22 protein-coding genes are annotated in these 25,568 nt (G+C 71.1%); 7 read left to right on the forward strand and 15 right to left on the reverse strand.

The features are described 5' to 3' along the window. The first annotated feature begins 52 nt into the window (after positions 1–52). Entirely contained in the window at positions 53–1,018 is a 966-nt protein-coding gene (locus tag ACIQTT_RS13735; RefSeq protein ID WP_402790972.1) for a LacI family DNA-binding transcriptional regulator, read from the forward strand. A gap of 100 nt (positions 1,019–1,118) precedes the next feature. Next, entirely contained in the window at positions 1,119–1,337 is a 219-nt protein-coding gene (locus ACIQTT_RS13740; RefSeq protein ID WP_402790974.1) for a DUF6458 family protein, read from the forward strand. Positions 1,338–1,381: 44 nt separating this feature from the next. On the opposite strand, the gene ACIQTT_RS13745 is transcribed toward ACIQTT_RS13740, so the two are convergent. From ACIQTT_RS13745 to ACIQTT_RS13755, 3 genes are all read right to left on the reverse strand, one after another. Beyond that, a complete protein-coding gene (locus ACIQTT_RS13745) occupies positions 1,382–1,558 on the reverse strand; it encodes a hypothetical protein (protein WP_247633935.1) in 177 nt (58 codons plus the stop codon). A gap of 113 nt (positions 1,559–1,671) precedes the next feature. Next, positions 1,672–2,622: a hypothetical protein gene (locus ACIQTT_RS13750; protein ID WP_402790977.1), complete on the reverse strand. Its 951-nt coding sequence runs from the start codon at positions 2,620–2,622 to the stop codon at positions 1,672–1,674. Between the two features lie 58 nt (positions 2,623–2,680). Further along, positions 2,681–3,505 carry an endo alpha-1,4 polygalactosaminidase gene (locus ACIQTT_RS13755; RefSeq protein WP_402790980.1) on the reverse strand — a complete coding sequence of 275 codons (825 nt, stop codon included), beginning with the start codon at positions 3,503–3,505 and terminating at the stop codon, positions 2,681–2,683. A gap of 113 nt (positions 3,506–3,618) precedes the next feature. Here ACIQTT_RS13755 and ACIQTT_RS13760 point away from each other — a divergent pair, with 113 nt between their 5' ends. Further along, positions 3,619–5,799, forward strand: coding sequence for a glycoside hydrolase family 10 protein (locus ACIQTT_RS13760; protein WP_402790982.1), 2,181 nt, complete (start codon positions 3,619–3,621; stop codon positions 5,797–5,799). A gap of 96 nt (positions 5,800–5,895) precedes the next feature. On the opposite strand, the gene ACIQTT_RS13765 is transcribed toward ACIQTT_RS13760, so the two are convergent. From ACIQTT_RS13765 to ACIQTT_RS13775, 3 genes are read right to left on the reverse strand one after another with little or no spacing between them, the layout of a single operon-like run. Continuing rightward, positions 5,896–7,341: an MFS transporter gene (locus ACIQTT_RS13765; protein ID WP_402790985.1), complete on the reverse strand. Its 1,446-nt coding sequence runs from the start codon at positions 7,339–7,341 to the stop codon at positions 5,896–5,898. 49 nt (positions 7,342–7,390) lie between these two features. Next, positions 7,391–8,524 carry a YbdK family carboxylate-amine ligase gene (locus tag ACIQTT_RS13770; protein ID WP_402790988.1) on the reverse strand — a complete coding sequence of 378 codons (1,134 nt, stop codon included), beginning with the start codon at positions 8,522–8,524 and terminating at the stop codon, positions 7,391–7,393. A 9-nt stretch (positions 8,525–8,533) separates the two neighbouring features. Then, entirely contained in the window at positions 8,534–8,800 is a 267-nt protein-coding gene (locus ACIQTT_RS13775) for a Rho termination factor N-terminal domain-containing protein (RefSeq protein ID WP_247624649.1), read from the reverse strand. 136 nt (positions 8,801–8,936) lie between these two features. Between ACIQTT_RS13775 and ACIQTT_RS13780 the strand changes: the two genes are divergently transcribed. Beyond that, positions 8,937–9,101 (forward strand): hypothetical protein, encoded by a 165-nt coding sequence (locus ACIQTT_RS13780; protein WP_247624650.1) that lies wholly within the window; start codon positions 8,937–8,939, stop codon positions 9,099–9,101. Positions 9,102–9,202: 101 nt separating this feature from the next. On the opposite strand, the gene ACIQTT_RS13785 is transcribed toward ACIQTT_RS13780, so the two are convergent. From ACIQTT_RS13785 to ACIQTT_RS13795, 3 genes are all read right to left on the reverse strand, one after another. Beyond that, positions 9,203–9,409 carry a CsbD family protein gene (locus ACIQTT_RS13785; RefSeq protein WP_402790992.1) on the reverse strand — a complete coding sequence of 69 codons (207 nt, stop codon included), beginning with the start codon at positions 9,407–9,409 and terminating at the stop codon, positions 9,203–9,205. A gap of 111 nt (positions 9,410–9,520) precedes the next feature. After that, positions 9,521–11,215 (reverse strand): DUF222 domain-containing protein, encoded by a 1,695-nt coding sequence (locus ACIQTT_RS13790; protein ID WP_402790995.1) that lies wholly within the window; start codon positions 11,213–11,215, stop codon positions 9,521–9,523. 446 nt (positions 11,216–11,661) lie between these two features. Then, on the reverse strand, positions 11,662–12,546 hold the full coding sequence (locus tag ACIQTT_RS13795) for a LysR family transcriptional regulator (protein ID WP_402790998.1): 885 nt from the start codon (positions 12,544–12,546) through the stop codon (positions 11,662–11,664). 144 nt (positions 12,547–12,690) lie between these two features. On the opposite strand from ACIQTT_RS13795, the gene ACIQTT_RS13800 reads away from it, so the two are divergent. Next, positions 12,691–16,131: a bifunctional proline dehydrogenase/L-glutamate gamma-semialdehyde dehydrogenase gene (locus ACIQTT_RS13800; protein ID WP_402791001.1), complete on the forward strand. Its 3,441-nt coding sequence runs from the start codon at positions 12,691–12,693 to the stop codon at positions 16,129–16,131. Between the two features lie 377 nt (positions 16,132–16,508). Further along, the gene (locus ACIQTT_RS13805) at positions 16,509–16,994 is read left to right on the forward strand and encodes an FBP domain-containing protein (RefSeq protein WP_402791004.1); all 486 of its coding nucleotides are present in this window, start codon (positions 16,509–16,511) and stop codon (positions 16,992–16,994) included. A gap of 84 nt (positions 16,995–17,078) precedes the next feature. On the opposite strand, the gene ACIQTT_RS13810 is transcribed toward ACIQTT_RS13805, so the two are convergent. Genes ACIQTT_RS13810 through ACIQTT_RS13825 form a run of 4 tightly spaced genes read right to left on the reverse strand, consistent with a single transcriptional unit; the run spans position 17,079 to position 20,905 of the window. Then, on the reverse strand, positions 17,079–17,912 hold the full coding sequence (locus tag ACIQTT_RS13810) for a PaaX family transcriptional regulator C-terminal domain-containing protein (protein WP_402791006.1): 834 nt from the start codon (positions 17,910–17,912) through the stop codon (positions 17,079–17,081). After that, complete coding sequence (locus ACIQTT_RS13815; RefSeq protein ID WP_402791009.1) at positions 17,909–19,153, reverse strand: kynureninase; 1,245 nt, start codon at positions 19,151–19,153, stop codon at positions 17,909–17,911. Before ACIQTT_RS13815 ends, ACIQTT_RS13810 begins: the two co-directional genes overlap by 4 nt. Before the next feature lies 1 nt (position 19,154). Further along, on the reverse strand, positions 19,155–20,114 hold the full coding sequence (locus ACIQTT_RS13820; protein ID WP_402791012.1) for an amidohydrolase family protein: 960 nt from the start codon (positions 20,112–20,114) through the stop codon (positions 19,155–19,157). Further along, positions 20,114–20,905 (reverse strand): tryptophan 2,3-dioxygenase, encoded by a 792-nt coding sequence (locus ACIQTT_RS13825; protein ID WP_402791198.1) that lies wholly within the window; start codon positions 20,903–20,905, stop codon positions 20,114–20,116. The genes ACIQTT_RS13820 and ACIQTT_RS13825 overlap by 1 nt, the downstream gene beginning before the upstream one ends. Before the next feature lie 213 nt (positions 20,906–21,118). On the opposite strand from ACIQTT_RS13825, the gene ACIQTT_RS13830 reads away from it, so the two are divergent. Further along, complete coding sequence (locus ACIQTT_RS13830) at positions 21,119–22,612, forward strand: glutamate-cysteine ligase family protein (RefSeq protein WP_402791015.1); 1,494 nt, start codon at positions 21,119–21,121, stop codon at positions 22,610–22,612. 33 nt (positions 22,613–22,645) lie between these two features. On the opposite strand, the gene ACIQTT_RS13835 is transcribed toward ACIQTT_RS13830, so the two are convergent. Further along, positions 22,646–24,433: an amidase gene (locus ACIQTT_RS13835; protein ID WP_402791018.1), complete on the reverse strand. Its 1,788-nt coding sequence runs from the start codon at positions 24,431–24,433 to the stop codon at positions 22,646–22,648. Next, positions 24,430–25,530 carry an agmatine/peptidylarginine deiminase gene (locus ACIQTT_RS13840; RefSeq protein WP_402791021.1) on the reverse strand — a complete coding sequence of 367 codons (1,101 nt, stop codon included), beginning with the start codon at positions 25,528–25,530 and terminating at the stop codon, positions 24,430–24,432. The genes ACIQTT_RS13835 and ACIQTT_RS13840 overlap by 4 nt, the downstream gene beginning before the upstream one ends. Between the last annotated feature and the right edge of the window lie 38 nt (positions 25,531–25,568).

Below are 25,568 nucleotides of genomic sequence, written 5' to 3' on the forward strand. Positions count from 1 at the left end.
CGTTTCATGGTGGGGATCGTGCCATAGGATTGCGGCAACCGGAGGGGTGGACGTGGCAGCGACATTGACCGACGTGGCGAAGCGCGCAGGCGTCTCGATCGCCACGGCATCGCGCGCCTTCGGAGAACCCGAACGCCTCGCCCCCGCCACCCTCGGCCGGGTGCTCGAAGCCGCCGGCGATCTCGGATACTCCGGCCCGCAGGCGGGCACCGCCACCCGCACGTTCGGCGTGATCGTGCCCGACGTCGCCAACCCCGTCTACGGCAAGCTCCTCAAGGCGATCCAGGGCCAGGCATGGCACGGGCGGCACCGCATCGTGCTGTTCGACGCCGACGAGGACCTGCGCCGCGAGCGCGAGCAGATCGAACAGGCCCGCAAGCTCGACGGCATCCTGCTCTGCTCTCCCCGCCTCCCCGACGCCGACGTGGTCGCCCTCATCGGTGACACCCCCTCGGTCGTCGTCAACCGGCAGATCGACGGCATCCCGAGCGTGCTGATGGATGCCGAGCACGGCCCCGCGCAGGCGATCGAGCACCTCGTCGCCCTCGGGCACGAGCACATCGCCTACGCCTCCGGCCCGCGCGGCTCGTGGGCCGACGCACGCCGCTTCGACACCATCGAACGCGCCTGCGGACGCCACGGCATCCGCCTCACCCGCCTGAGCCACCACGAGGCATCCATCCAGGGCGGCCGAGCCGCCGCCGCGCTCGCCGCAGCCAGCGGGGCGACCGCCGTCGTCGCCTACAACGACCTCGTCGCCATCGGCCTCGAAGCAGGGCTCCTCGACCTCGGCCTCACCTGCCCCGACGACGTGAGCCTCGTCGGCATCGACGACATCGACCTGGCCGGCGCCGTCACTCCCGGGCTCACCACCGTGCAGATGCCGATCGAGCGCAGCGGCGCCCTCGGCGTCGACCTGCTGCTGCAGGCGATCGCGGGCGCCGTGATCGGGGAGGCGGCGACGCTCAGCTCGCAGCTCATCGTGCGGGCCTCGACCGCCGCGCCGCGTCGGGCGTGAAGCGGGCGTCCCGGCGCCGAAGTCAAGCCCTTCCCGCCGGCCGAGTATTCCGGGATCATGAAGCGGGACGGCGTCATCGGATGCCGGAAGGAGAACACGCATGAGCATCGGAACCGGAATCTTCTTGTTCGTGGTCGGCGCGATCCTGACCTTCGCGCTCGAGGTGAGGCTCGACTGGATCGATCTCGATCTCGTCGGGTACATCCTCATGGCCGCGGGCGTGCTGATCTTCCTGATCGGCATCATCCTGCTGATCACGCGCCGCAGCCGCGCTCGCAGTGCGACGACCACGACGGTCGTCGACGACGACCGCGTCTGACGCGGTGGCCCGACCGACCGGGATCGCTCCGGGCCCGGAGCGGGTCAGCGCTCGAGGCTGTCGCTCTGATCGAGCGGGTCCTGCTCACCGTCGTGCGGGCTGTCGTGGTCGGACCCCTCATCGGCGGTGAACACCTTGCCGTCGTCGGCGGGTTCGGCGGCGGCATCCGCGGCGGCGTCGTAGGGGCCGCTGTCGTCGGGGTACGCTTTCGGGTCGCTCATGGGGTGTCCTCTCGTCGGTGGACCGTCGGTCGATCCGGGCGGATGCCCAGGCTCGCGCATCGCCTCGGTCGGCACCCGCCCGTTGACAGAGCGACGAAAGGCTGTCGCTCGCCTCAGTCGTGCGAGGCCGCGAACTCGATCACCCGCGTCGATCGCCCGTTCGGTGTCCAGACGCCCGCGGCGATGCGGCCGGGGGCGAGCGGGGTGAGCGACTCGATCTCCGCGTCGTCGCCGAGCATCTCCGACAGGTCGACCCGCTCGGGCGCGTCGAGCGCCGAACCGGTGAGTACGACCGCGTGCTCCGGTGCGACGAGCACGGCCCGGTCGTCGTCGATCCAGCAGGCGGCGAGGCCGAAACCGTACTCCGCATCGATATCGGCGGCCGACACCTGGCCGACCTCGTCGAGAGACGGCCACGCGAACACCCGCGCGGTCTCGGGGTCGCTCGGGTACGGCGCCATCAGCAGCCGGTCCCCGGCGGGGCGGAAGCCGGCGATCACCGGGTCGTGTCCTGCGAGGATCTCGGTCAGCCGCAGCTGCGCCCCCGACGGACCGGACGCGTCGACCTCGACGCGGAGGGCGAGGCATCCGTCCTGCCCCATCGCCAGCTCGATCACGACGACCGGACCGGTCGGATGCGGGTGCACGACCGCCATCGCATCGTCGGCATCGACCCGGTGCTCGTCGACGACCGCTCCTGTCGCGGGGTCGAGCAGCAGCACCCGATGCCCGCCGTCGTCGACGGGCGCGGTGGCGACGACGAGCTCGCCGACCAACGCGGCGGCGTCGATCGAGAGCCCCGCGACCGTGACCGTTTCGGCGCCGACGAGCACGGTGTCGTCGCCGGTGGTGAGCACCAGGCGGTCGAGGGCGGATGCCGCGCGCACACGCACGTCTCCGGTCAGCTCGAGAGCGCGACCGTTGACCTCGCTCAGCTGATCGTCGAGCAGGCGGACCGCCCCCTCGTTCCAGCGCGCGAACCACCGGCGTCCGTCCTGTTCGCCGGCGTCGACGAGCTCGGGCAGTTCTTCGAGGATCGCGATCACGCGTGCATCCGTGGTCATGCCCCCACCGTATCGGCGGGGTTGCTCGTCTCCTCGCGCGCGGCCCGCGCCGAAGAGGTCAGCCGGCGCACGTCTCGAAGACGTACGCCTCGTCGTCGGGTGTCACGAGGTCACGGTCGCGCAGCACCATCGAGGCGGGCGACTCGTCGTCGGCGCACATCTCGGCGAAGGGGCGGGGCAGCTCATCGCTGTACTCGATGTCGATCACGGCCTCGCCGTAGACATCGGTGTACGCCGAGCATTCCTCATAGGCGGCGCACTCCTCGGTGACGGCGAAGTCGAATCCCGCCTCGTCCTGCAGCACAGCGGCATCCTCGGCGGCGTTCTTCTGCCCGGCGGCGAGACCCGCACCGTGCGCGGCATCGACGAGCAGCGTCGCGAGGGCGAGGTTCCCCTCGAGGGTGAGGGCGCCGTCGGACCGCGTGTACGAGTCGAGGTTGTCGAACTCGACGGCGTCGAACCCGGCATCCGCGCATCCCTCGATCCACGGGATGACGAGGGCGGCGATGCGCTCGCGCTGCGCGGACGTCGAGGTGTCGACGAGTGCCTCGTCGGGCCAGTCCGGGTCGAACACGGGGGCGCCGTCGCGCTGCAGCAGCAGGTCGTCGTCCCAGAGGTCGAGTTCGCCGGGCTGCGTCTGGAACCCGTTGACGTAGCAGATCGAGTACACGCCCTCGGCGGGCTCGGCCGCGCGATCGCGCCCGACGATCCCGACCCCGGATGCCGGTGGGTAGGCGCCGCCCAGCTGGTAGTCGGGCACCGCGCCGGCGGGCGGTGCGGTGAAGGATGCGGATGCCGGGGCATCCGTCGTCGTGGCGCATCCCGTGAGCGCCGCGACCGTCAGCGCGGCGATCGCGAGGGCGGGGGTGAGGCGGGCGCGCATGTCAGCAAATCTACTCGGGCGTTGCGAGCCTCATCCGCGCATCTCGGGGTGGTGGTCAGGCGGATGCTGTGGCACGCTGTTAGTTAGTTCCACTAACAATGCTGAATGTGGAAATGGTTACCACCGTGAACGCCGAAGTGAACGAGGACTCGATGCTGAGAAGATCCACCGCCGCCGCGACCGCCGCCCTGCTGATGCTCGCCCTCCCGGCCGCGGCCGTTGCCGCCGCTCCCGACGAGGATCCGCTGTACAAGTTCGTGAAGGATGCCGCCGGCGTCTACGGCTACGGCACCGACGCGGTCGAGACCTTCCCCGGCTCGGGGGAGCAGGTCGCGATCCCCACGACGCTGGAAGCCGAGAACCGACGCTTCTCGAGCGCCTGGGTCGGCACGATCGGCAACCTCAACTTCGGCAAGCCCGCGGATGCCGCCGACTTCGACGCGAAGTACGCCACCGTCCTCGACGACTTCGCCTCGTGGAACATGAACGCCGTGATATTCCAGGTGCGCCCGCTGCTCGACGCCTACTACCCCTCGGAGCTCAACCCGTGGTCGGAGTTCCTCGCAGGTCCGCAGGGCACCGACCCCGGGTACGACCCGCTGCAGAAGATGGTCGACGCGACCCATGCGCGCGGTATGGAGTTCCACGCCTGGCTCAACCCCTACCGCGTCACCAACACCAAGATGACCGCGCCCGCGACCCTCGCCGCCCTCGGGCTGACCGCCGATGAGGTGAAGGCGCTCACGATCCCGGAGTACATCGCCGCACTCAACGGCGCCGGCATCCTCGCCGACGACAACTTCGCCGTGCAGCATCCCGACTGGGTGCTCTCGTTCGAGGAGAAGCTGTTCCTCGATCCCGGCCAGCCCGAGGTGCCCGCGTACGTCGCGGCATCCGTCGCCGAGATCGTCGAGAACTACGACGTCGACGCGATCCACTTCGATGACTACTTCTACCCGTACCGGATCACGGTCGACGGCGTGAACGTCTTCTTCGGCGCCCAGGGCGAGGATCGCGCGACCTTCGAGGAATTCGGACTCACCGCCGGCTACCCCGACACGCAGGCGGGCATCGAGGCATGGCGCCGCGACAACATCACGGGTCTCGTCACACAGGTCGCCGGTGCCGTCGACGCCCACAACGCGGATGCCGGCACCGCCGTGCAGCTGGGCATCAGCCCCTTCGGCATCTGGGAGCACCAGGCCCTCGACCCCGCCGGATCGCACACCCCGACCGGGTCGTCGCAGACCTACAGCAATGCCGTGTTCGCGGACACCCGCGGCTGGGTGCAGGACGAGCTCATCGACTACCTCACCCCGCAGATCTACTGGAGCTTCGACCAGGCGGCAGCCCCCTACGGCGAGCTCGCACAGTGGTGGAGCGACACCACGGCCGAGAGCCGCACGCAGATCTACGTCGGGCACGCGCTCTACAAGCACGTCAACAACGGCGGCTGGGAAGCCGCGTGGATGAACCCCGAAGAGGTGCCGAACCAGATCCGCTTCAACCAGAAGCTCGACGGCATCGACGGCAGCGTGCTGTTCAGCTACAACGACATGAAGCCCAGCGACATCGCCGCGCTGCCCGCCGACCAGCAGCCCAAGAATCAGGCGAAGAACACGGCGATCGACCTGTTGAAGGGCGAGGCGTTCGCGCATCCGACGATCGTTCCGGCGAAGCCGTGGCTCTCCGACGGTGCGGTCGCCGCTCCGACGGGCGTCGCGGTCGACGACGGCGCGCTCGTCTGGGCGGCCGGTGATGTGACGGAGGCCCGTCAGTACGCGATCTACCGCGGCACCGGGACGGCCGAGGAGATCGTCGCCGCTCCGGGCACGCTGGTCGACACCGTGTGGGCCGGGGGTGCGGGGGAGTTCGCGTGGGCTCTTCCCGTGGATGCGGGTGCTGCGGATGCGGGTGCTGCGGATGCGGGTGCTGCGGATGTCGCGGCTCGCGCGGCGGGGGAGAGCTGGGTCGTGACCGCGCTGGATGCGGCGGCGGTCGAGAGCGCGCCGGTCGCGGTCGCGGATGCCGTCGACCCGGTGGATCCGGTGGACCCTGTCGACCCGGTGGATCCCGTGGATCCGGTGGATCCGGGCACTCCCGGTGAGGGCTCGGGTTCAGGCTCCGGCTCCGGAAACGGGTCGGGCGGGGCATCCGATGCAGGCGTTCAGGACGATCTGGCGACGACCGGCGGGGACGTGCCGGCCGCCGCGCTCTTCCTGGCCGGCGGGTTGCTCGCCGCCGGTGCCGCGACGGCGGGCGCAGCTGCACGGCGCCGCCGTCGCCGCGCCTGACCCGATCTCGCAGATCTGCGGAGTCTCACGTGGAATCGGCCGCATTCGTGCGAGATGGCTGCAGATCTGCGAGATCCTGCGCAGGCAGGGTTCGACTCAGGCCGTCGGGGCCGTCGGGGCCGTCGGGGCCGTCGGGGCCGTCGGCGCCGCCGGGGACGGAGTGGATGCCGGGGTCACGGCGTCTTCGACCTCGGCGGGATTGCGGCGGATGCCGATCCACGACACGATCGCGCCGAGCACGAGCAGCGCGGCGGTGACCCAGGCGGCGCTGTGGAACCCGTCGAGGTCGAGCATGCCGCCGACGATGGTCGACAGCATCGCGACGACGAGGAGGCCGGCGACGCGCGAGACGGCGTTGTTGACCGCCGAGGCGATGCCGGAGTGCTCCTGATCGATCGCGCCGAGGATCGCGGCGGTCAGCGGAGCGACCGTGAGAGCGAGGCCGAGACCCGTCACGATCATGGCCGGCAGCACCTGCCACCAGTAGTCGAAGTCCTCGGCGACGAGCAGCAGCATGAGGGCCCCGACGGCCATGATCGCGGGACCTATCGTCATGAAGATGCGCGGACCGAACCGCCCGGCCCATGCCCCGGCGCGCGAACTGACGAGGATCATCAGGATCGTCATGGGCAGGCTCGCGAGACCGGCGGCGGTGGCGCTGAGACCGGCGCCCTGCTGCAGGTAGACGCCCACGACGAATCCGTTGAGCGAGAGCGCGGCGTAGACGAAGAAGGTGGCGAGGTTGCCCCAGCCGAAATCGCGCACGCGGAAGAGCCACAGCGGCATGAGCGGTGAGGCCGAGCCCCGCTGCCGCAGCAGGAACCACGCGAACAGGGCGGCCCCCGCGATGCCCGGGATCCAGATGGCGGGGGAGCCCCAGCCGTAGTTGGGCTGCTCGATGAGCGCGAACACCACGGCGCCGAGGCCGATCGCGCACAGCGCACCGCTGAACCAGTCGACGCGGCGACCGCTCGGCTTCTCGGCCAGCTTCAGCCGTGACAGCAGGATCAGGTTCAGGGCGATCGGCAGCACGTTGATGAGGAACACGAAGCGCCACGACAGGTAGTCGACGAAGAGTCCGCCCATGAGCGGGCCGACCAGCTGCGCCGCCGTCGTGAACGCGGTCCACACGCCGATCGCGCGCGCTTGCACGTCGGAGCGCATGGTCGCGGTGATCAGGGCGAGCGAACTCGGGACCAGTAGTGCGCCCGCCGCACCCTGTGCCGCGCGGGCGATGATGAGCACCAGTGGGTCAGGGGCCGCGGCCACCGCGATCGAAGCGACGCCGAAGGCGATGAGCCCCACGCGCATCACGAGCACGCGGCCGTAGGCGTCGGAGACCGAACCCGCCAGCAGGATCAGCGCGCTCAGCGTGATGAGGTACGCGTCGACCACCCACTGCTGAGTCGTGATGCCGCCGCCCAGCTCGCGGCTGATCGCGGGCAGTGCGACGTTCACGACGGTGCCGTCGAGGAACGTCACGAAAGACGCGAGGACCGCGATCGAGATGACCAGGCGCTGGACGCCGGAGAAGGATGCCACAGGCGAAGGCTACTCCCGGCGGCAGACGTCGAGGGCGGATGCCGGGAACTCACTCCCCGGGGCTGGACTCTGCGGCGGACTCTGCGGCGGACGCTGCGGCGGGCTCTCCTGCGGACCCTCCAGAGTCGCTCCCCGCGAGGTGCAGTCGTCGGAGGCCGCTCAGGCCGTCGTGCGTATGGGCGCGGAGCTGGCGCTCGGCGCCCGTGCCGTCCCTCCGGATGCGGTCGACCTGCGCGGTGACGAACTCCGCGTCGCCGAGCTGCTCGAGCGCGGGCCCTACGATGTCGAGCAGCCGGTGCGCCGCGGCCCAGGCATCCGTCGTCTGGCCCGTCGCGGGATCGACGACCGTCCCCGCCATGCCGTGCCGCGCGGCCACCCAGAGCCCGGCGTCGATCTGCTCGACCGGGGCCGCCGACGTGGGGCCGTCGTCGCTCACCACGATCGCGCGGGTGAGGGCCGCCGTGAAGAGTGTGTCGTCGATCTCGAGCTGCGCGTCGCACACGCGCAACTCGACCGTCGGGAAGCGGTCCGAGAGTCGCGCCGCCCACGACAGCGACGACCGCTCGGGGATCGCGGAGAGTGCGATCAGCCGGTCCACCTGTTCCTCGTAGTCGTCGAGATCGTGGAATCGGGGCGGCGTCCACGTCGCGGGCAGGCGACGGATCAGGATGCTGCGCCAGCTCGCGAAGCCCGTTGCCGCCCCCTCGGCGAAGGGGCTGTTGCCGGTGAGGGCGAGTAGCACCGGCAACCAGCCGCGCACCCGGTTGAGCGCTCGCACGCGCTCCTCGGCATCCGCGACCTCGACGTGCACGTGCAGCCCGTTCACCTCGTGGCCGCGCGCGATCGCGCCGAGCTGCGCCGAGACGCGGTCGTAGTGCGGCGACGCGGAGATCGTCGCGTGTCCGGTGGTGTTGAACGGCGTGCCGGATGCGGCGATCACGGCGTCCAACGGGGCGGCGTGCGCCGCGAGTGCAGCGCGAAGGTGCCGCAGTTGCGCCGCGGCATCCGTCATCGACGAGAGGGGATCGGTGACGCACTCGAACTGGGAGGTGAGGAACTCGGGCAGGATCCGCCCGCCGCCCTCGGGTGCGAGCCGTTCCCGGGTGCCGTCGGCCATGGCCAGCGGCACGAGCGTGCTCCGGTCGACCAGCAGGAACTCCTCCTCGATGCCGAAGCGCGTCACCGAGGCCGCCTAGTGGTTCCGCAGCATCGAGATGAGCTCGGCCTTGCGCTTGCCGCTGTAGCCGGTGATTCCGAGCTCCTTCGCGCGGGCGCGCAGTTCGGAGACCGTCCAATCCTCGTAGTCGCCGCTCTCCCCGCCGCGTCGGCCGACGGCCTTGCGGCCGTCACGGGCGGCCGCGTTCGAGATGCGGGCGGCTTTTTCCTTCGAAGCTCCGTCATCGCGGAGCTCTTCGTAGAGCTCCGGATCCTTCAATGAACTGTTGCGTCGTCCGGGCATGATGTCGTCCTCTCCTCAGTTTCCCTTGGCATTCCGGAGGTGTCCGCGTCAACCCCCTCTGCTCCGGCGGGCATCGGCCCCTAACGTGAGGGCTACAGCAATTCGGGGCGCCCGCCTCGAACAGAAGGGAAGAACGATGAACATCCTCCTCATCATCGTCATCGTCATCGCCGTGATTCTCGCGATCACCGGAGGACTCGTGCAGTCTCTGCAGTTCCTCCTGTGGGTGGGCCTCGTGCTCCTCGCTATCGCCGTGATCGCATGGCTCATCCGATCGATCACCGGCAGTCGCCGCAGCTAGACCAGAAAGAGGAGGCCCGCCCGAGTGGCGGGCCTCCTCTGTGTCCGGACGTCGTGCCGGAGGGCGAAGAGCCCCGCTCCCAGGAGCGGGGCTCTTCTGTCTCAGCGGTCGAACGCGTCCTTGACGTTCTCGCCGGCCTTCTGCGCGGCGTCCTTCACGTTCTCGCCCGCCTGCTTGGCGGAGGCCTTCGTCTGGTCTGCGCGACCTTCGGCTTCGAGGCGCTCGTTGTCGGTGAGCTTGCCCACGCCCTCCTTGGCCTTTCCGGCCAGCTTCTCGGCGTTGTTCTTGATGTCGTCTCCCGCGCTCATGGCGTCATCCTCTCCGTGTGGGGATCGTTGGAATGGCCACCATCGCACCGCCCGCGCGAGGCGACCACGGGATTGACAACCGGTCGGGCGCGTGACAGGTCGTGCACTCGTTCATGCGCGCATCGGTGCTCGGGTTCGGGTTCGGGTTCGCTGTCTAGCCGCGGTGGCGGCGGCGGCGGCGGTGGTGGTCGCGGTGGGGGTGACGGCGGTGGTGGCGGTGGCGGTGGTGGAGGTGCGTGTGGTGGTGGTGGTGCGTGTGGTGGGGCGGGGTGTTCGCCATTTCTGGTGGGGGTCCCACCAGGCGGGTCCGCGGATCTCGGGTGTGCCGTTGTGCATGCGGATGTGCCAGCCGGAGGTGTCGAGGGTGCGGTGGTGGTGCCAGCAGAGGGTGACGCCGTTGTCGGTGCTGGTGGGTCCTCCGCGGGCGTGCTCTATGACGTGGTGGATCTCGCACCAGCTCGCGGGCACGTGACATCCGGGGATGAGGCACTCCCTATCGCGGAGGGTGATCGCACGACGTTGGTGGGCGGTGAACACCCGGTCGGTGGTGTCGATCCCGATGATGCGGCCTGCCGGGTCGGAGGTGACGCGTTGGATGCTGCCGCCGCAGGCGGTGTGCCGGGCGGTCGACAGGGAGACGGGGGCATCATCCACACCGTCGACGTGCGCCCAGCCCCGCCCGGACGTGTAGTCCTCCACAGTCACCGACACGACCAGGGTGGGGGCCGCGCCACCGAGGGAGGGCATGTCACCGTGACGCGCCGCGATGCCGAGCGCCGCGGCGAGGGCGTCGTGCTGCTTCTGCGCCCGCGACCGGTCATCGACCATCCCGCCTGGGTCGCCGGAGGGCAGGAATGTGTCGGACGAGAGGACACGATCTTCGAGCGGGAGGAGGTTATCGTCGAGCAGATCCTGCGTTTCGCCGGTCAGTGAATGGTCATCCGTACCGAGCGCAGCACCGTCGGCGGAGGGGACGAACCTCACCCCACTGGCCGCTCCCGCACCAGGCGAGGTCACCGGGACAGGTGGTCCGTCGACTTTCGGGTTCAGGTACGCATCCCAGATGCGCTGCAACTGCCCCGCCGCCTCGGGCAGCAGCGACCCGCGGATCGGGATCACCCCGTCCTTCACCCGGCCGAGCACGATCCCGCGGGCACGCATCGCCCGCTCCTCCGCGGGTTCCGCACCGTCCGGATCGAGATACGTCACGATCACCCGCGACAACAACTTCAAGTCCTCGGGTGTGGCCGGCGGGCCCGCATCCGCGGCGGCATCCACGTCAGATCCATCGACGGCCACGAGCCCACGCGCGTATTCGGCCAGCTCGGCATCGGCACGCAACCGGTCCGCCGCGCCGATGCGGGGCCCGGCCTGCTCGACCGGCCCGGTCGCCGCCAACAGTCCCGCGATCCCGACGGCCCCCTCCAGTAACGTCTCCCGCAGGGCCGGCCAGCGGGCGGGCAGCAGCGCACCGGACGAGTAGTCCAGCTCCCGCCGGACGATCTTCCCGGCTTTCACGACCCGTGCCGAGCCGGCCGCGTCCGTGCGGAGGACGCGTTGGATGAGTTCGTTCATCGTGCGGCATCCGAACCTCCCGCAGAATGCGAGCTCCCCGGACCCGGCGGGGCGTTGATCGACCGACCCGACCGTCTCCGCGATCACCGCGTCCACCCGGCGGGCGACTTCGCCGGCGGCGCGGAGGACCTCCATCTTCTCCGCATCCGACAGCCCCGCCACGACATCGGCACGCAGCACCGTGGCCAGGTCGGTGGCGACCCGATCCAGAAGTTCGGCGGTGCTGTTCATGTCACTCAGTCCACCAGGGGCCACCGACATTCGGACACGAAAAGACCAGGCCACAGGCAGTATCGACGTGAATGGTGGAGAACTCGGGGCAACGCAGCACCGGTGCAGAACGAGTGCACGCGGGGTGGGACCCTTCGACAGGCTCAGGGACCCAGTTCCGGGCCGCGGCGGCCCTTCGTCTCGCTCCGCTTGCTCAGGAACCGGAAGTGCACGCGGGGCGGGACCCTTCGACAAGCTCAGGGGCCCAGGTCCGGGCCGCGGCGGCCCTTCGTCTCGCTCCGCTTGCTCAGGAACCGGAAGTGCACGCGGGGCGGGGCCCTTCGACAAGCTCAAGGACCCAGTTCCGGGCCGCGGCGGCCCTTCGTCTCGCTGCGCTCGCTCAGGAACCGGGAGTGCGCACGGCGGCGGCTCTTCGTCTCGCTCGCGAAGCGGAACCTCGGCGCGACTCAGCGCGGGTCGTGCGCCGCCAGGGCGTCGGCCAGCGCGTCGCGCACCGCCGTGACCGCGGCATCGTCGCGCGACGACGAGCGGGTGGCGGCGAAGATCTCACGCACGGGCGACCCGGGCAGCTCCCGCAGGCTCACGGTCGACCGCCCGCCTGTCCACACGAGGTCGGGCAGCATCGCGACGGCGTGGCCGGCGGCCACGAGTCGGGCGTGCGAGACGAGATCGGTGGCCTCGAAGCGCACATCGGGCTCGAACCCCGCGGCCCGGCACTGCTGCACGGCCCATCTCCGCACCGCGGCGCCCTGCGGTTCGAGCACCCAGGCGCGGTCGCGAAGGTCGTCGAGCCCGCGGGCTGCATCGCCGCGCGGCACGGCCAGTCGGATCGGATCGACGCCCAGCAACGTGCGGTCGATCCCGTCGGCGATCTCCCGCGTGTGGCCGGGGTACTGCTCGGCGACGACCAGATCGAATGCGCGGGCCTGCAGTTCGAAGAGCGCGATCTCGGGCGGCAGCTCGACCATCTCGAGGCGGAGCCCCGGCATCCGCTCGGCCAGCAGCGTGAGTGCCGCCGGCACGAGCGCCTCCGCGGCCGTGGGCATGACGGCGATGCGCACCTGCGCCGGAGCCTCCCCCGAGAGCTCGGCGCGAGCGGCCTCGTCGAGTTCGAGCGCGCGTGCGGCATGCGCGGCGAGCAGGCGTCCGCGCGCGGTGAGGCGCACCCGCCGTCCGTCGGGTTCGAGCAGCGCGACGCCGGCCTCGCGCTCGAGCTGCGCGAGCTGCTGCGACACCGTCGAGGGGCTGAACGACAGGGCGGCGGCGACGTCGGCGATCGTGCCGCGCAGGTGCAATTCGTGCAGCAGGCGCAGGCGGCGCAGCTCGAACACGGAGACCTCCCGAAAGCATCGATGATACCGAACAGTACCCATCGTAAACGTTCGCTTTTCATAACGGATGCTTCGCTCCACACTGAGAGTCGCACCCATACGCGCGCGTGCTCGGCGTACGAGCTCAGACGAAGAGGACCCCCGATGACGCAGACTTCCCCCGCCCCGACCGGTAGCGCAGAGCTCGCCGCCCTCGCCGACGACGCGGTCGCGCTCGTCCAGCGCTGGCTCGTCGAGAGCCGTGAGGTGCCGGCCGACACCGCCGCCAAGCGCCTCGCCGGTGTGCTGAGCGACCCGAACGGTCTCGACTTCACGGTCGGCTTCGTCGACGGCGTCGTGCGCCCCGAAGACCTCAGGGTCGCCGCCGCCAACCTCCGCGACCTCGTGCCGCTCACCCCGGCGTTCCTGCCCGGTGCGCTGCGCGGACTCATCAAGCTCGGCGGCGCGCTCGCCCCCGCGTTCCCCGGCATCGTCGTGCCGATCAGCCGCCGGGTGCTCCGCGGTATGGTGCGCCACCTCATCGTCGACGCCACCGACGCCAAGCTCGGCAAGGCCATCACGCGCATCAAGTCGACCGACGGCGTGCACCTCAACGTCAACCTGCTCGGCGAGGCGATCCTCGGCGAGGAGGAGGCCGCGCGCCGCCTCGACGGCACCCGTCGTCTGCTCGAGCGCAGCGACGTCGACTACGTCTCGATCAAGGTGTCGTCCACCGTCGCCCCGCACAGCCCCTGGGCCTTCGACGACGCGGTCGCGCACGCCGTCGACGCCCTCGCCCCCCTGTACCGCATCGCGGTGAAGCGCGGGAAGTTCATCAACCTCGACATGGAGGAGTTCAAGGACCTCGACCTCACGATCGCGGTCTTCACGACGATCCTCGAGCGCGAGGAGTTCCGCTCCCTCGAGGCCGGCATCGTGCTGCAGGCCTACCTGCCCGATGCCCTCGGCGCGATGATCCGCCTGCAGGAGTGGTCGGCGGCCCGCACAGCCTCCGGTGGCGCGCCCGTCAAGGTGCGCGTCGTCAAGGGCGCGAACCTGCCCATGGAGCGCGTCGACGCCGAGTCGCACGACTGGCCGCTCGCGACCTGGCACAGCAAGGAGGCATCGGATGCCTCGTACAAGGCCGTGCTCGACTACGCCCTGCACCCCGAGCGCATCGGCAACGTGCGCATCGGCATCGCCGGTCACAACCTCTTCGACATCGCCCTCGCCTGGCTGCTCGCGAACCAGCGCGGCGCCACCGAGGGCATCGAGTTCGAGATGCTGCTCGGCATGGCATCCGCGCAGGCGACGGTCGTGCGCCGCACGGTCGGCTCGCTGCTGCTCTACACGCCCGTCGTGCACCCGGCCGAGTTCGATGTCGCGATCGCGTACCTGATCCGCCGCCTCGAAGAGGGAGCGTCGACCGACAACTTCATGTCGGCCGTGTTCGACCTCGACGAGCAGCCCGCGCTGTTCGCCCGGGAGCGCGACCGCTTCCTCGCCTCGATCGCGTCGATGCCGACCGAGGTCCCCGCCTCGAACCGCGTGCAGGACCGTACCCAGGCAGCCCCCGCCGCCCCGCGCGACGACTTCGAGAACACCCCCGACACCGACCCGAGCCTCGCCGCCAACCGCGCCTGGGGCGACGGCATCCGCTCGCGCATGGAGTCGTCGACGCTCGGCGACGAGACCGTCCGCACGCACACGCTGTCGGATGCCGCGGCCCTCGACGCAGTGATCGCCGAGGCGACCGCGGCAGGCGAGGCCTGGCGTGCGCTCGGCGCCGCCGGTCGCGCCGAGATCCTGCACCGCGCCGGCGACGTGCTCGAGGCGCGCCGCGCCGACCTGCTCGAGGTCATGGGCTCGGAGGCCGGGAAGGTGCTCGAGCAGGGCGACCCCGAGGTCTCCGAGGCGATCGACTTCGCGCACTACTACGCCGAGAGCGCGAAGCGCGCGGAGAACATCCCGGGCGCGGAGCACCGCCCCGTCGGGCTCACCGTCGTGACCCCGCCGTGGAACTTCCCCGTCGCGATCCCCGCCGGATCCACCCTCGCGGCCCTCGCCGCCGGTTCTCCGGTGATCATCAAGCCCGCACGCCAGGCCCGTCGCTCCGGCGCCGTCATGGTCGAGGCGCTGTGGGAGGCCGGTGTGCCCCGCGAGGTGCTGCAGTACGTGCAGCTCGACGGGCGCGAGCTCGGAAAGCAGCTCGTCAGCGCCCCCGCCGTCGAGCGCGTCATCCTGACCGGCGGGTACGAGACGGCCGAGCTGTTCCGCAGCTTCCGCCCCGACCTGCCCCTGCTCGCCGAGACCAGCGGCAAGAACGCGATCATCGTCACCCCCAGCGCCGACCTCGACCTCGCCGCGAAGGACGTCGCGTACTCGGCGTTCGGCCACGCGGGCCAGAAGTGCTCGGCCGCCTCGCTCGTGATCCTCGTGGGCACGGTCGCCGAGAGCGAGCGGTTCCGCCGCCAGCTCGTCGACGCCGTCGGCTCGTACAAGGTCGGCGCCCCCAGCGACGGCTCCAGCCGCATCGGGCCGCTCATCGGACCGGCCGAGGGCAAGCTGCTCCACGCCCTCACCACGCTCGAGCCCGGGGAGAACTGGGTGCTGAAGCCGCAGAAGCTCGACGACGAGGGGCAGTACTGGCGCCCCGGCATCCGTTCGGGTGTCGCGGCCGGCAGCCCGTTCCACCTGACCGAGTACTTCGGCCCGGTGCTCGGCATCATGACGGCGAAGACCCTCGACGAGGCGACCGCCATGGTCAACGCGATCGACTACGGTCTCACCTCGGGCCTGCACTCGCTCGACGAGGACGAGGTCGCCCAGTGGCTCGCGAACGTGCAGGCCGGGAACCTCTACGTCAACCGCGGGACCACCGGCGCCATCGTGCAGCGCCAGCCGTTCGGAGGCTGGAAGAAGGCCGCCGTCGGCGCCGGCACCAAGGCCGGAGGCCCGAGCTACCTGATCGGCCTGTCCGACTGGGTCGACGCCCCGATCGCCGCGGATGCCCCCACCGATGCCCTGTCGAAGGCCGCGCTCGTCGCCGCCGGCGACCTCTCGGGTGAGGACGCGGCCTGGCTCGCCGGCGCGCTGTCGACCGACGTGGCCGCATGGGCCGCGGAGTTCGGTGCCGTGGTCGACGCGACCGGTCTCGAGACCGAGCAGAACGCCCTGCGCTACGACGCCGTGCCCGTCACGGTGCGCGTCGAGGACGCGACGACCGTGCACGCGATCCGCGCCCTCGCGGCGGGACTCCGCACCGGAGCCGCGCTCACGGTGAGCGCGGCGGCCGACCTGCCGGCATCCGTCTCGTCGTGGCTGCGCGCCGCCGGCGTCACGATCGCGGTCGAGAGCGGCACCGCCTGGACCGCCCGCGCCGCACGCCTCGCGCAGACGGGCGGACGCATCCGTCTCGTCGGGGGCAGCACGGCCGACACCGCGGCCCGCACCGGCGGCTCCCCGGCCGTCGCGGTCTACGGCCAGCCGGTCGTCACCGCCGGCCGCATCGAGATGCTCCCGTACCTGCGCGAGCAGGCCGTGTCGGTCTCGGCGCATCGCTTCGGTACCCCGCGCCGCTACGAGATCCCCACGCTCACCGCGTAGCGCTCACCCGCAGGAAGGCCCTCCCCGCATGCTCGCGGGGAGGGCCTTCGTCGTCTCGCCGTTGCGTTCGGCCGTCCGCTCCCTCCACGGATGTTTAAGGCCGCGGGTTCACGCTGCGGGATCACTTTGTCGCCTCCAATGGCCCCGGAAACCGACATATTGATCCCCCGACAGGGGGCGGGTGTAGGCTCGCCGGGTGATGTTCTCGAGGAGCGCCCGGGTGGCGCAGGCAGGAGCCGCAGGCGCGCACAGTGCCGCGGGCAGAGGCTGACGACCGGCCGGAGGCGGATGCCGTCTCCGGTGCTTCATCGTTCCCTCATCCTCCACTTCTCGACTCGTCCTCCCGTGGCGAGCATCAGACGAAAGCATCCACTCCCATGCGTCCCATCGACGAGCGCGCCATCCGCGCCTCCTTCCGCAACGCCTCCCGCAAAGAGGTCTCCGACCTGAATCTGCCCGCCGGCTTCGCCGACATCGACTTCGACCGGATCGACTACCTCGGCTGGGTCGACCCCAAGGCGCCGCGCCGCGCATACGTGATCGCCGAGGTCGACGGCGAGTTCACGGGCGCCCTGCTGCAACAGGCCGAGCAGCGCGTGATCGCCCGCGCGCAGTGCTCGTGGTGCGACGACGTCACGCTGCGCAACGACGTGCAGCTGTTCACCGCGCGCAAGGCCGGGCCGGCCGGTCGCAAGGGCGACACGGTCGGCACCCTCGTGTGCGCGAACTTCGGATGCTCGGCGAACGTGCGTCGGTTGCCCCCGCTCGCCTACGAGGGCTTCGACCGCGAACTCGCGCGCGAGCTGCGCATCGTGAAGCTGGGCGAGCACGTGCGCGCCTTCCTCGCCGGCCTCGACGGCTGACCGCTCTCGTGCGGGGACGCTTCGACAGGCTCAGCGACCCACTACTGGGTCCCTGAGCCTGTCGAAGGGCCCGGCCCAAACCCGTCAGCCCCCGGTGACCGCGCGCACGTGCGCCATGGCCGGGCCCTCGAGCGTGTCGGACAGCCAGGCGAACTCGGCGAAGCTGCGGGTGCCCGGCCAGTCGGCGGGCAGCATCGACGGCGGCAGGCCGGGGTCGAGGTAGGGGAGTGTGCGCCAGCGGTCGAGCAGGTGCACGTACGCGGCGAACGGTTCGGCGGGCAGCGCGGTGAGCGACTCCTGGAACCGCCGGTGCTCCGCGGCGAGGGCGTCGAGATCCCACCAGCGCGCCGCGGCCTCGGCCAGCGTGCCGGAGCCCACCGGCATCCCTGCGGGGAAGAGTGTGACCCACGCCCGCGCCCCGACCTCGTCGACGATCTGCCGCACCTCGTCCTGCAGGTGTCCGGGGCAGATCCACAGGGCGGAGGACACCACCCCCGCCCCGATCCAGTGCAGTCGCCGACGCAGTTGATGCCGCACCGCCCGCTCGGTCTCGGGGATCGAGAACGACACGAGGCACCAGGGATCGGCATCCGTCATCTGCCGCATCGCGAAGATGCGCCGATCGCCGCGCTGCAGCATCGGCAGGGCGGCAGGGTTCAGGCGGTAGCCGACGGCGTCGCGCCGCTCGGCCAGCAGCAGGCCCTTCTGCTTGAGCCGCGCGATGCCGGTGCGGGCCTGTGCCGGCTCGATGCCGAGATCACCGGCGAGCGCGACGAGATCGGCCGTCGAGATCCAGCCGAGCGGGCGCAGGAACAGGCCCACGACCGTGCGCAGCAGCGACGCCGTGCTGCCGGGGCGCGCGTCGATGTCGTCGACGACGGATGCCGCCACCCCCGTGCCCTCGGCCGTCGTCGTCATGCGCGCAGCGCGTCGCGCACCGCCAGCACGCCGGTCACGGTCTCGACGTGCGAGGTGCTCAGCGGCGACAGGCCGAGGCGGATGCCGTCGGGGAACCGGAAGTCGGGGATGATGCCCTCCGCCCAGAGTTTCTGCGTGACCTCGCGGAAATCGGCGTGCCCGATCGTCACGTGCCCGCCGCGCAGGTCGGCGTCGCGCGGGCTGAGCAGCCGCACGCCGAGCGGGGCGAGCACTTCGTCGAACGCGCGCACCGCGAGGTCGGTGAGCGAGCGCGACTTCGCGCGCACCGCCTCGATCGTCGACTGCTCGATCAGGTCGAGCATCCCCTGCATCGCCAGCATCGAGGTGACCGGCGGCGTGCCGCTGAGCAGCTGGCGGATGTCGCCGGCCGGCACGTACTCCGGCCCCATCGCGAAGATGTCGGCAGCGCTCCACCACCCCTGGATCGGCTGGCGCAGTGTGCCCTGATGCGCGCGGTTCAGGTACGCGAACGCCGGGGATCCGGGGCCGCCGTTCAGGTACTTGTAGGTGCAGCCGACCGCCATGTCGACGCCCCACGCGTCGAGGTGCATCGGAACGACGCCCGCCGAGTGGCAGAGGTCCCACATCATGAGCGCGCCCGAGGCGTGCACGGCATCCGTGATCGCGGGCATGTCGGCCAGCGCGCCGGAGCGGTAGTCGACGTGGCTGAGCGAGACGAGCGCGGTGCGCTCCGACACGACGGCGACGACGTCGGCGACGCTCACGCCGAGCACGGGGTCGGGCTCGATCCAGCGCAGCGTCATGCCGGTCTCGGCGGCGACGCCCTCGGCGAGGAATCGGTCGGTGGGGAAGTTGCCCGCCTCGATCACGAGCTCGGTGCGGGTCGGGTCGGCGGCGGCCGCGGCGCGCATCAGCTTGTAGATGAGCACGCTGGTCGAGTCGGCGACGACGGTCTGACCGGATGCCGCGCCCAGCGCGACGCGGCCGATGCGGTCGCCGAGCTCCATCGGCAGTGCCATCCACTGCTCGTCCCACGACCGGATGAGGCGCGTGCCCCAGTCCTCGCGCACGAAGGCCGCGAGCCGCTCGGGGATGTCGCGCAGGGGGCGGCCGAGCGAGTTCCCGTCGAGGTAGGCGTCGACGCCCGGGGCATCGGCGAAGGCGTCGAGGTGCGCCGCGAGCGGATCGGCGGCGTCGAGGGCGCGGGCGTGCTCGAGAAGGGCGGAGTCGAGAACGGCGGAGTCGTGGAGGTCGGTCATGTCACACCTTCAGGTCTTCGGGGCGGAGGGGGCGGGCGCGGAGCGGGTCGGGGGAGGTGCCGGGCGCGCCGGGGATGACGAGCGGTCGCGCGCCGGGATCGCGCGGGTCGAGTGGAGCGAGGGCCCGCAGCAGGGCGGCGGCGTCGAGACCGGCGTCGCGGAGCGCGGCGATCTCGACGGGGTTCGCGCCGACGGGTGTCGGCCCGTTACCCATGTCGGTGCCGTAGAGCACCCTGCCTCCGGCGGCGTGGAAGCGCCGCACGTTCTCGACCGCGACCGCGCGGGTCGCGTCGTCGTGCACCGCGAGCGTCGAGATCCACGCGACGGATGCCGCCTGCGCGGCGATCTCGTCGTCGTCGAGCGTCTCGGTGAAGGGTGCGTGCGCGAGGCGCGCGACGCCGAGTCGGGCGATGCGCTGCGCCTCGCCCGGTCCCTCCGCATGGGCGGTCACGGTGAGGCCGTGGGCGGCGGCGAGGTCGACGATCGTGCGGATGAGTTCGTCGCCGAACACCGGCCCCGCAGTGGTGTTGCTGGCTACTTTGATGCACCGCGCCCCGGCATCCGCCATCTCGGCCACCGCCTCGGCGGCCTGCACCGCGTCGTTGATCTCGCGCACCGAACCGGCGGGCGCCCACGCGCGGTCGGAGGGGTAGCCGCCCGGAGCGGTGAGGAACGCGCCGGCGTACTCGAGCCGTACGGGGGAGAGCGTCGCACCGAGCCGTGCGATCTCCGTGACGTTCGCCCCGAGGTCGAGGACCCGACCGAGCGTCGAGGCGGCGAGGCCCGAGGTATCGACGAGCTGCAGGTGCACGTGGTGGTCGGTGAACCCGCCGGTCACGACGCCGTCGAGGCGGGGGAGGTGATCGGCCGGGGTCGCATCGCGCACGAGCATCCGATCGCCGGACGTGTCGATCACGCCCTCGCGCCATTCCTCGCCGTCGAAGAAGGTCGCGGCGATCATCAGCTGCCGATCTCGGTGCGCACGGCGTAGAGCTCGGGGAAGAACGTCAGATCGAGCGCGCGCTGCAGGAATCCGACGCCGCTGGAGCCGCCCGTGCCCACCTTCATGCCGATCGTGCGGGCCACGGTCTTGAGGTGACGGAAGCGCCAGAACTGGAAGTTGTCCTCGAGATCGACGAGGTCCTCGCACGCCTCGTAGAGATCCCAATAGCGGCTCGGGTCCTGGTAGATCTCGCGGATCGCCGGCACGAGCTCGGCGGTCATCCGGTAGGGCTCCCGCACGTCGCGGTCGAGGATCTCGGCCGGGATCGGCAGCCCGCGACGGGCGGCGAAGCGCAGGAACTCGTCGTACAGGGTCGGCTTCTCCCACTCGGCGGTGAGCAGCGCGAGATTCGCGGGGTGATCGCGGAAGACGCCGAGCATCTTCTCGTTCTTGTTGCCCAGGGCGAACTCCACGGCACGGTACTGCACCGACTGGAAGCCCGAGGAGTTGCCCAGTGCTCCGCGGAACTGCGCGTACTCGGTGGGGGTGAGGGTGGCGAGCACCGCCCACTGCTGGGTCATCACGTCCTGGATGCGCTTGACGCGGGCGATCCGCTTGAGGGCTTCGCGCAGGTCATCGCGGGCGAGCAGCTCCCGCGCCGACGAGAGCTCGTGCAGCAGTTGCTTGAGCCACAGTTCGGTGGTCTGGTGCTGGATGATGAACAGCATCTCGTCGTGGTGCTCGGGGCTGCTCACCGGGCGCTGCGCCGTGAGCAGCTGGTCGAGTGCGAGGTACGACCCGTAGGTCATCTTGCCCTCGAGATCGGTCACGATCCCGCCCTCGAGCGCGCGCGTGTTCTCGGCGGTGGCGTTCTCGGCGGGGGTGCTCTGCGTGGCGGGGGTGCTCTCGGGATTCGGGCTCTCGACGCTCATGCGGCAAACATATAACAACTGTGCCGTTCGTCACAATGATGAAATGTCAAGGGGGCGGGGTGTTTCTCCTGTGGCGGCTACCGTCGAGGGATGGGTGACCGCATCGACGCGCGCAGTTTCACGCGCCAGGACCGCACGAGATTCCGCGCCAAGACCGAACAGTGCCTCGATGCGCTCGCCGAGATGCTCGCCGACGGGCGCTTCGACGACGCGCAGCCGCAGCTCGGTCTCGAGATCGAACTCAACCTGGTCGATCCCTCCGGCGACCCGGCCATGGCCAACGAGGCGGCTCTCGAAGCGATCGCCAGCCCGGCGTTCCAGACCGAACTCGGCCGGTTCAACATCGAGGTCAATGTCGCGCCGCGCCCGATCGGCGGTGGCCGCACGCGCGATCTCGAGACGTCACTGCGCAACGCCATCGACGAGGCGGATGCCCGGGTGCAGACGGCGACCGGCAATGCGATCGCGATGATCGGGATGCTGCCGACCCTCGACGAGCGCCATTTCACCGAGCGCTGGATCTCGGACGACCCGCGCTACAGCCTGCTCGGCCAGCAGGTGCTCGCCGCGCGCGGGGAGGACATCGAGCTGAAGCTGGAGGGCGTACCGCTGCCGGGAAGGACCCGCGAGAACCTCGACATCGTGACCGACACGATCCTCCCCGAGGCCGCCTGCACCTCGGTGCAGCTGCACCTGCAAGTCGAACCGGACTCCTTCGCGCCGTACTGGAACGCGGCGCAGGCCATCGCCGGCGTGCAGGTCGCGCTCGCCGCCAACTCCCCGTTCTTCGCGGGACGCGCCCTGTGGCACGAGACCCGCATCCCGATGTTCGAGCAGGCCACCGACACCCGCTCGCAGGAGTTGAAGAATCAGGGTGTGCGCCCGCGCGTGTGGTTCGGGGAGCGCTGGGTCACCTCGATCTTCGACCTCTTCGAGGAGAACTCGCGGTACTTCCCGGCCCTGCTTCCCGCCGTCACCGACGAGGACCCCTTCGCGGAACTCGCCGCCGGTCGCGCCCCGTCTCTCGCCGAGCTGCGCATGCACAACGGCACGGTGTACCGCTGGAATCGGCCCATCTACGACACGGTCGACGGCTCGGCGCATCTGCGCGTCGAGAATCGCGTGCTGCCCGCCGGGCCCACGGTCGTGGACGTGCTCGCCGATACCGCCTTCTACTACGGTCTCGTCCGCACGATCGCCGAGGCGGATCGTCCGCTGTGGACGCAGATGAGCTTCGACGCCGCGGCCGAGAACCTGCACGCGGGTGCGCGCGATGGGATCGAGGCGCGCCTGTACTGGCCCGAGGTGGGCTGGGTCGGCGCGCGCGAACTCGTGCTGCGGCGTTTGCTGCCGATGGCCGCCGAGGGGCTCGACGCGTACGGCGTCGACCCGGCCGCGCGCGATCGGTACCTCGGCATCATCGAGCAGCGCTGTGTGACCGGCCGCAACGGTGCGACCTGGCAGCGCGGGAACGTCGCAGCCCGGGAGCGCGCGGGGCAGACCCGGGCGGATGCTCTGCACGGCATGCTCGGCGACTACCTCGAACTCGCGCGGGTCGGTGAGCCGGTGCACACCTGGGAGTGAGGGAATCCCGCATCTCCCGCGGAGGTTCGCCGTTCAGAGCGCGGGCGTGCGCGGCGGGGACGTGCGGCGCTCGCCGGGTGCTCCGGATGCCTCGAACGCCGCCGCGAGCCGCAGCAGGCGCGCGTCGTCGTAGGCGCGGCCGGCGAAGGTGAGCCCGATCGGCATGTCGATGTCGTCGAGGAGCCCCATCGGCACCGTGACGGTCGGAATGCCGAGGTGGCGGATGGCGAGGTTGCCGTTGGCGATCCAGGTGCCGTTGCGCCAGCCGAGGTCGGCGGATGCCGGGTTCACGTCCATGTCGGCGGGGCCGATGTCGGCGACCGCGGGGAACACGACGGCGTCGAGGGCGAGGCTGTCCATCCACTGCTCGAGATCGCGGCGCCGGGTCTCTTCGAGGCCGCGAAGCCCTTCGGGCAGCTCGGGCATGTCGCTGAGCCCGGCATCGGGGTGCTGCCGCACCCAGTCGGGGTACTCGGCGATGTCGTCGTCGAAGCCGGTGTAGCGGTCGGGCAGTGCTCCCGGCGGGTGCGGGAAGATCGTGGATCCGTCGATGCCGGCCAGCGTGTCGAGGGCGGGATCGCCGTTCGCGCGCAGGAAGTCCTCCCATGCCCACGCCGAGAGATCGATGATCTCGCGGTGCAGGTAGGCGGGCGAGACGAGTCCGCGCGTTGCGATCGTCGGGGCGCCGGGGCGGTCGCCCTCGTAGTTCGACACCGCGGGGAAGCCGACCTCGACCACGGTCGCCCCTGCCGCCTCGAGGTCACGTCGCGCGGCGGCCCAGCGGGAGAGGACGGATGCGCGGGTCTCGATGCGCCGACCGGTCGGTCCGCCGATTCCGCGGGTCGCCGCGGGGTTCGCCGCGGTGCCCGCCGCGGTGCCCGCCTCGGTGCCCGCCCCGGTGCCCTCGGTCGTGCCCGCCTCGGGATCGGCATCGATGTACATGCGGGGGATGCCTATCCGGGTGCCGGCGAGGGCGTTCGTGCGGGAGGGGTCACTCGCGGCGGCCAGCGCCGGATAGGAGTCGGGGCGCACCGCGGAGGCGGCCGGGATCGGCACCCACGGTTGCGTGCGCCAGAGGTCTCCGCGCGTCTCGGTGTCGTCGGCGACGATGACGTCGAGCACTTCGAGCAGATCGGCCATCGTGCGGGCGTGCGGCACCACGACGTCCATCGTGGGCACGAGGGGCCAGTTGCCGCGCACCGAGATCACTCCGCGCGAGGGCGTGTATGCGCAGAGGGCGTTGTTCGTCGCCGGCCCGCGACCGCTCGACCAGGTCTCCTCGGCCAGGCCGAACGCGGCGAAGCTCGCGGCGGTCGCCGTGCCCGACCCGTTCGACGACCCCGACGCGAAGGGCGCGGTGAGCCACGCCGCGTTGTAGGGACTCTCGGCGCGTCCGTAGACCCCGCGCTGCATGCCGCCGTTCGCCATCGGCGGCATGTTGGTGAGTCCGAGGCAGATGGCTCCGCCGGCTCGCAGACGCTCGATCGTGAACGCGTCGCGCTGGGCGACGAGCCGCGCGAAGGCCGGGCTGCCGGCGGCGGCGGTGAGCCCCTGCACGAGATAGCTGTCCTTCGCCGTGTAGGGGATGCCGTCGAGCGGACCGAGTGTCTCGCCGTGCGCCCGACGCTCGTCGGATGCCCCCGCTTCGGCACGGGCCTCCGGGTTGCGCACGACGACCGCGTTCAACGCCGTGGGCGTGCCGGGGGCGTCGTAGGCGTCGATGCGGGCGAGGTAGGCGTCGACGAGATCGACCGCCGTCGCCGCGCCCGAATCGAGAGCGCGGCGCAGGTCGGCGATCGACGCCTCGACGACGTCGATCATGCGAACGCGCCCGTGGGTGATCCCGTTGCCACCGTCGTCGAGCCGGTCGCCGTCCCGAACGAGGACTGCCCGAGCGCGGGCTGCTGCTGGGTGATGCAGTGGATGCCGCCCCCGCGGTCGAACAGCGGTCGCGCATCGACCGTCACGACGCGCCGGCCGGGATACGCCTCGGCGAGGATCTCTCGCGCCGCGGCATCCGCGGGTGCGTCCCCGAACCCGCAGGCGACCACGCCGTCGTTCGTCACCAGATGGTTGACGTAGCTCCAGTCGACGAAGCCCTCGTCGTCGCGCAGCGTGGAGGGCGCGGGGAGGTCGATTACCTCGAAGCTGCGGCCGGCGGCATCCGTCTGCGCGGCGAGGTGCGCCCGCAGCTCGCGCGTCACCGCGTGGTCGGGGTGCGCGGGATCGTTCTGCGCGTGCAGCAGCAGGCGCCCGGGCGAGACGATCGTCGCGACGATGTCGACGTGCCCGTTGGTGCCGAAGTCGTCGTAGTCGCGGGTGAGGCCGCGGGGCAGCCAGACCGCCTTGGTCGCCCCGATCGTGCGCAGCATCTCGGCCTCGACGCGCTGCTTGTCGGCGTAGGGATTGCGGCGCGGGTCGAGCTGCACGGTCTCGGTGAGCAGCACGGTGCCCTGACCGTCGACGTGGATGCCGCCGCCCTCGTTCACGAGGGTCGAACTGACGAGCTCGGCGTCGACGTAGCGCGCGATGATGCGGGCATGTTGCGCGGCTGCCGCCCAGTCGGCCCAGTCCGGGTCGCCCCAGCCGTTGAAGATCCAGTCGACCGCACCCAGCGCCTCGGGGCGGTCGTCGTCGACCACGAAGGTAGGCCCGGAGTCGCGCATCCAGAATTCGTCGACCGGCGCCTCCACGATCTCGACGCCGGATCCCAGCATCCGGCGCGCCCGCGCGATCTCGCGCGGATCGACGAGCATCGTGACCGGCTCGAACTCGGCGACCGCGTGCGCCACGGCCGTCCACGTCGCGTAGCCCTCCTCGCGCTCGGCCGCGCTCGCGCCGAGCGTCTGCCCCTCGACGGGGAACGCCATCCAGGTGCGATCGTGGCGTGCGGTCTCTGCGGGCATGCGCCAGGCCATCGGTGTCTCCTCGCGGTGGAGCGGTTATTGATCATGTG

The organism is Microbacterium sp. NPDC090225 (assembly GCF_044772365.1).
GTDB lineage: Bacteria > Actinomycetota > Actinomycetes > Actinomycetales > Microbacteriaceae > Microbacterium.

Coding starts and splice junctions, on each gene's coding strand:
- ACIQTT_RS13835 (WP_402791018.1), bottom strand. CDS start 24,433: ATGATCGACGTCGTCGAGGCGTCGATCGCCGACCTGCGCCGCGCTCTC.
- ACIQTT_RS13840 (WP_402791021.1), bottom strand. CDS start 25,530: ATGGCCTGGCGCATGCCCGCAGAGACCGCACGCCACGATCGCACCTGG.
- ACIQTT_RS13740 (WP_402790974.1), top strand. CDS start 1,119: ATGAGCATCGGAACCGGAATCTTCTTGTTCGTGGTCGGCGCGATCCTG.
- ACIQTT_RS13810 (WP_402791006.1), bottom strand. CDS start 17,912: ATGACGACGACGGCCGAGGGCACGGGGGTGGCGGCATCCGTCGTCGAC.
- ACIQTT_RS13750 (WP_402790977.1), bottom strand. CDS start 2,622: ATGACCACGGATGCACGCGTGATCGCGATCCTCGAAGAACTGCCCGAG.
- ACIQTT_RS13780 (WP_247624650.1), top strand. CDS start 8,937: ATGAACATCCTCCTCATCATCGTCATCGTCATCGCCGTGATTCTCGCG.
- ACIQTT_RS13775 (WP_247624649.1), bottom strand. CDS start 8,800: ATGCCCGGACGACGCAACAGTTCATTGAAGGATCCGGAGCTCTACGAA.
- ACIQTT_RS13805 (WP_402791004.1), top strand. CDS start 16,509: ATGCGTCCCATCGACGAGCGCGCCATCCGCGCCTCCTTCCGCAACGCC.
- ACIQTT_RS13755 (WP_402790980.1), bottom strand. CDS start 3,505: ATGCGCGCCCGCCTCACCCCCGCCCTCGCGATCGCCGCGCTGACGGTC.
- ACIQTT_RS13815 (WP_402791009.1), bottom strand. CDS start 19,153: ATGACCGACCTCCACGACTCCGCCGTTCTCGACTCCGCCCTTCTCGAG.
- ACIQTT_RS13745 (WP_247633935.1), bottom strand. CDS start 1,558: ATGAGCGACCCGAAAGCGTACCCCGACGACAGCGGCCCCTACGACGCC.
- ACIQTT_RS13820 (WP_402791012.1), bottom strand. CDS start 20,114: ATGATCGCCGCGACCTTCTTCGACGGCGAGGAATGGCGCGAGGGCGTG.
- ACIQTT_RS13790 (WP_402790995.1), bottom strand. CDS start 11,215: ATGAACAGCACCGCCGAACTTCTGGATCGGGTCGCCACCGACCTGGCC.
- ACIQTT_RS13800 (WP_402791001.1), top strand. CDS start 12,691: ATGACGCAGACTTCCCCCGCCCCGACCGGTAGCGCAGAGCTCGCCGCC.
- ACIQTT_RS13825 (WP_402791198.1), bottom strand. CDS start 20,905: ATGACCTACGGGTCGTACCTCGCACTCGACCAGCTGCTCACGGCGCAG.
- ACIQTT_RS13760 (WP_402790982.1), top strand. CDS start 3,619: ATGGTTACCACCGTGAACGCCGAAGTGAACGAGGACTCGATGCTGAGA.
- ACIQTT_RS13830 (WP_402791015.1), top strand. CDS start 21,119: ATGGGTGACCGCATCGACGCGCGCAGTTTCACGCGCCAGGACCGCACG.
- ACIQTT_RS13785 (WP_402790992.1), bottom strand. CDS start 9,409: ATGAGCGCGGGAGACGACATCAAGAACAACGCCGAGAAGCTGGCCGGA.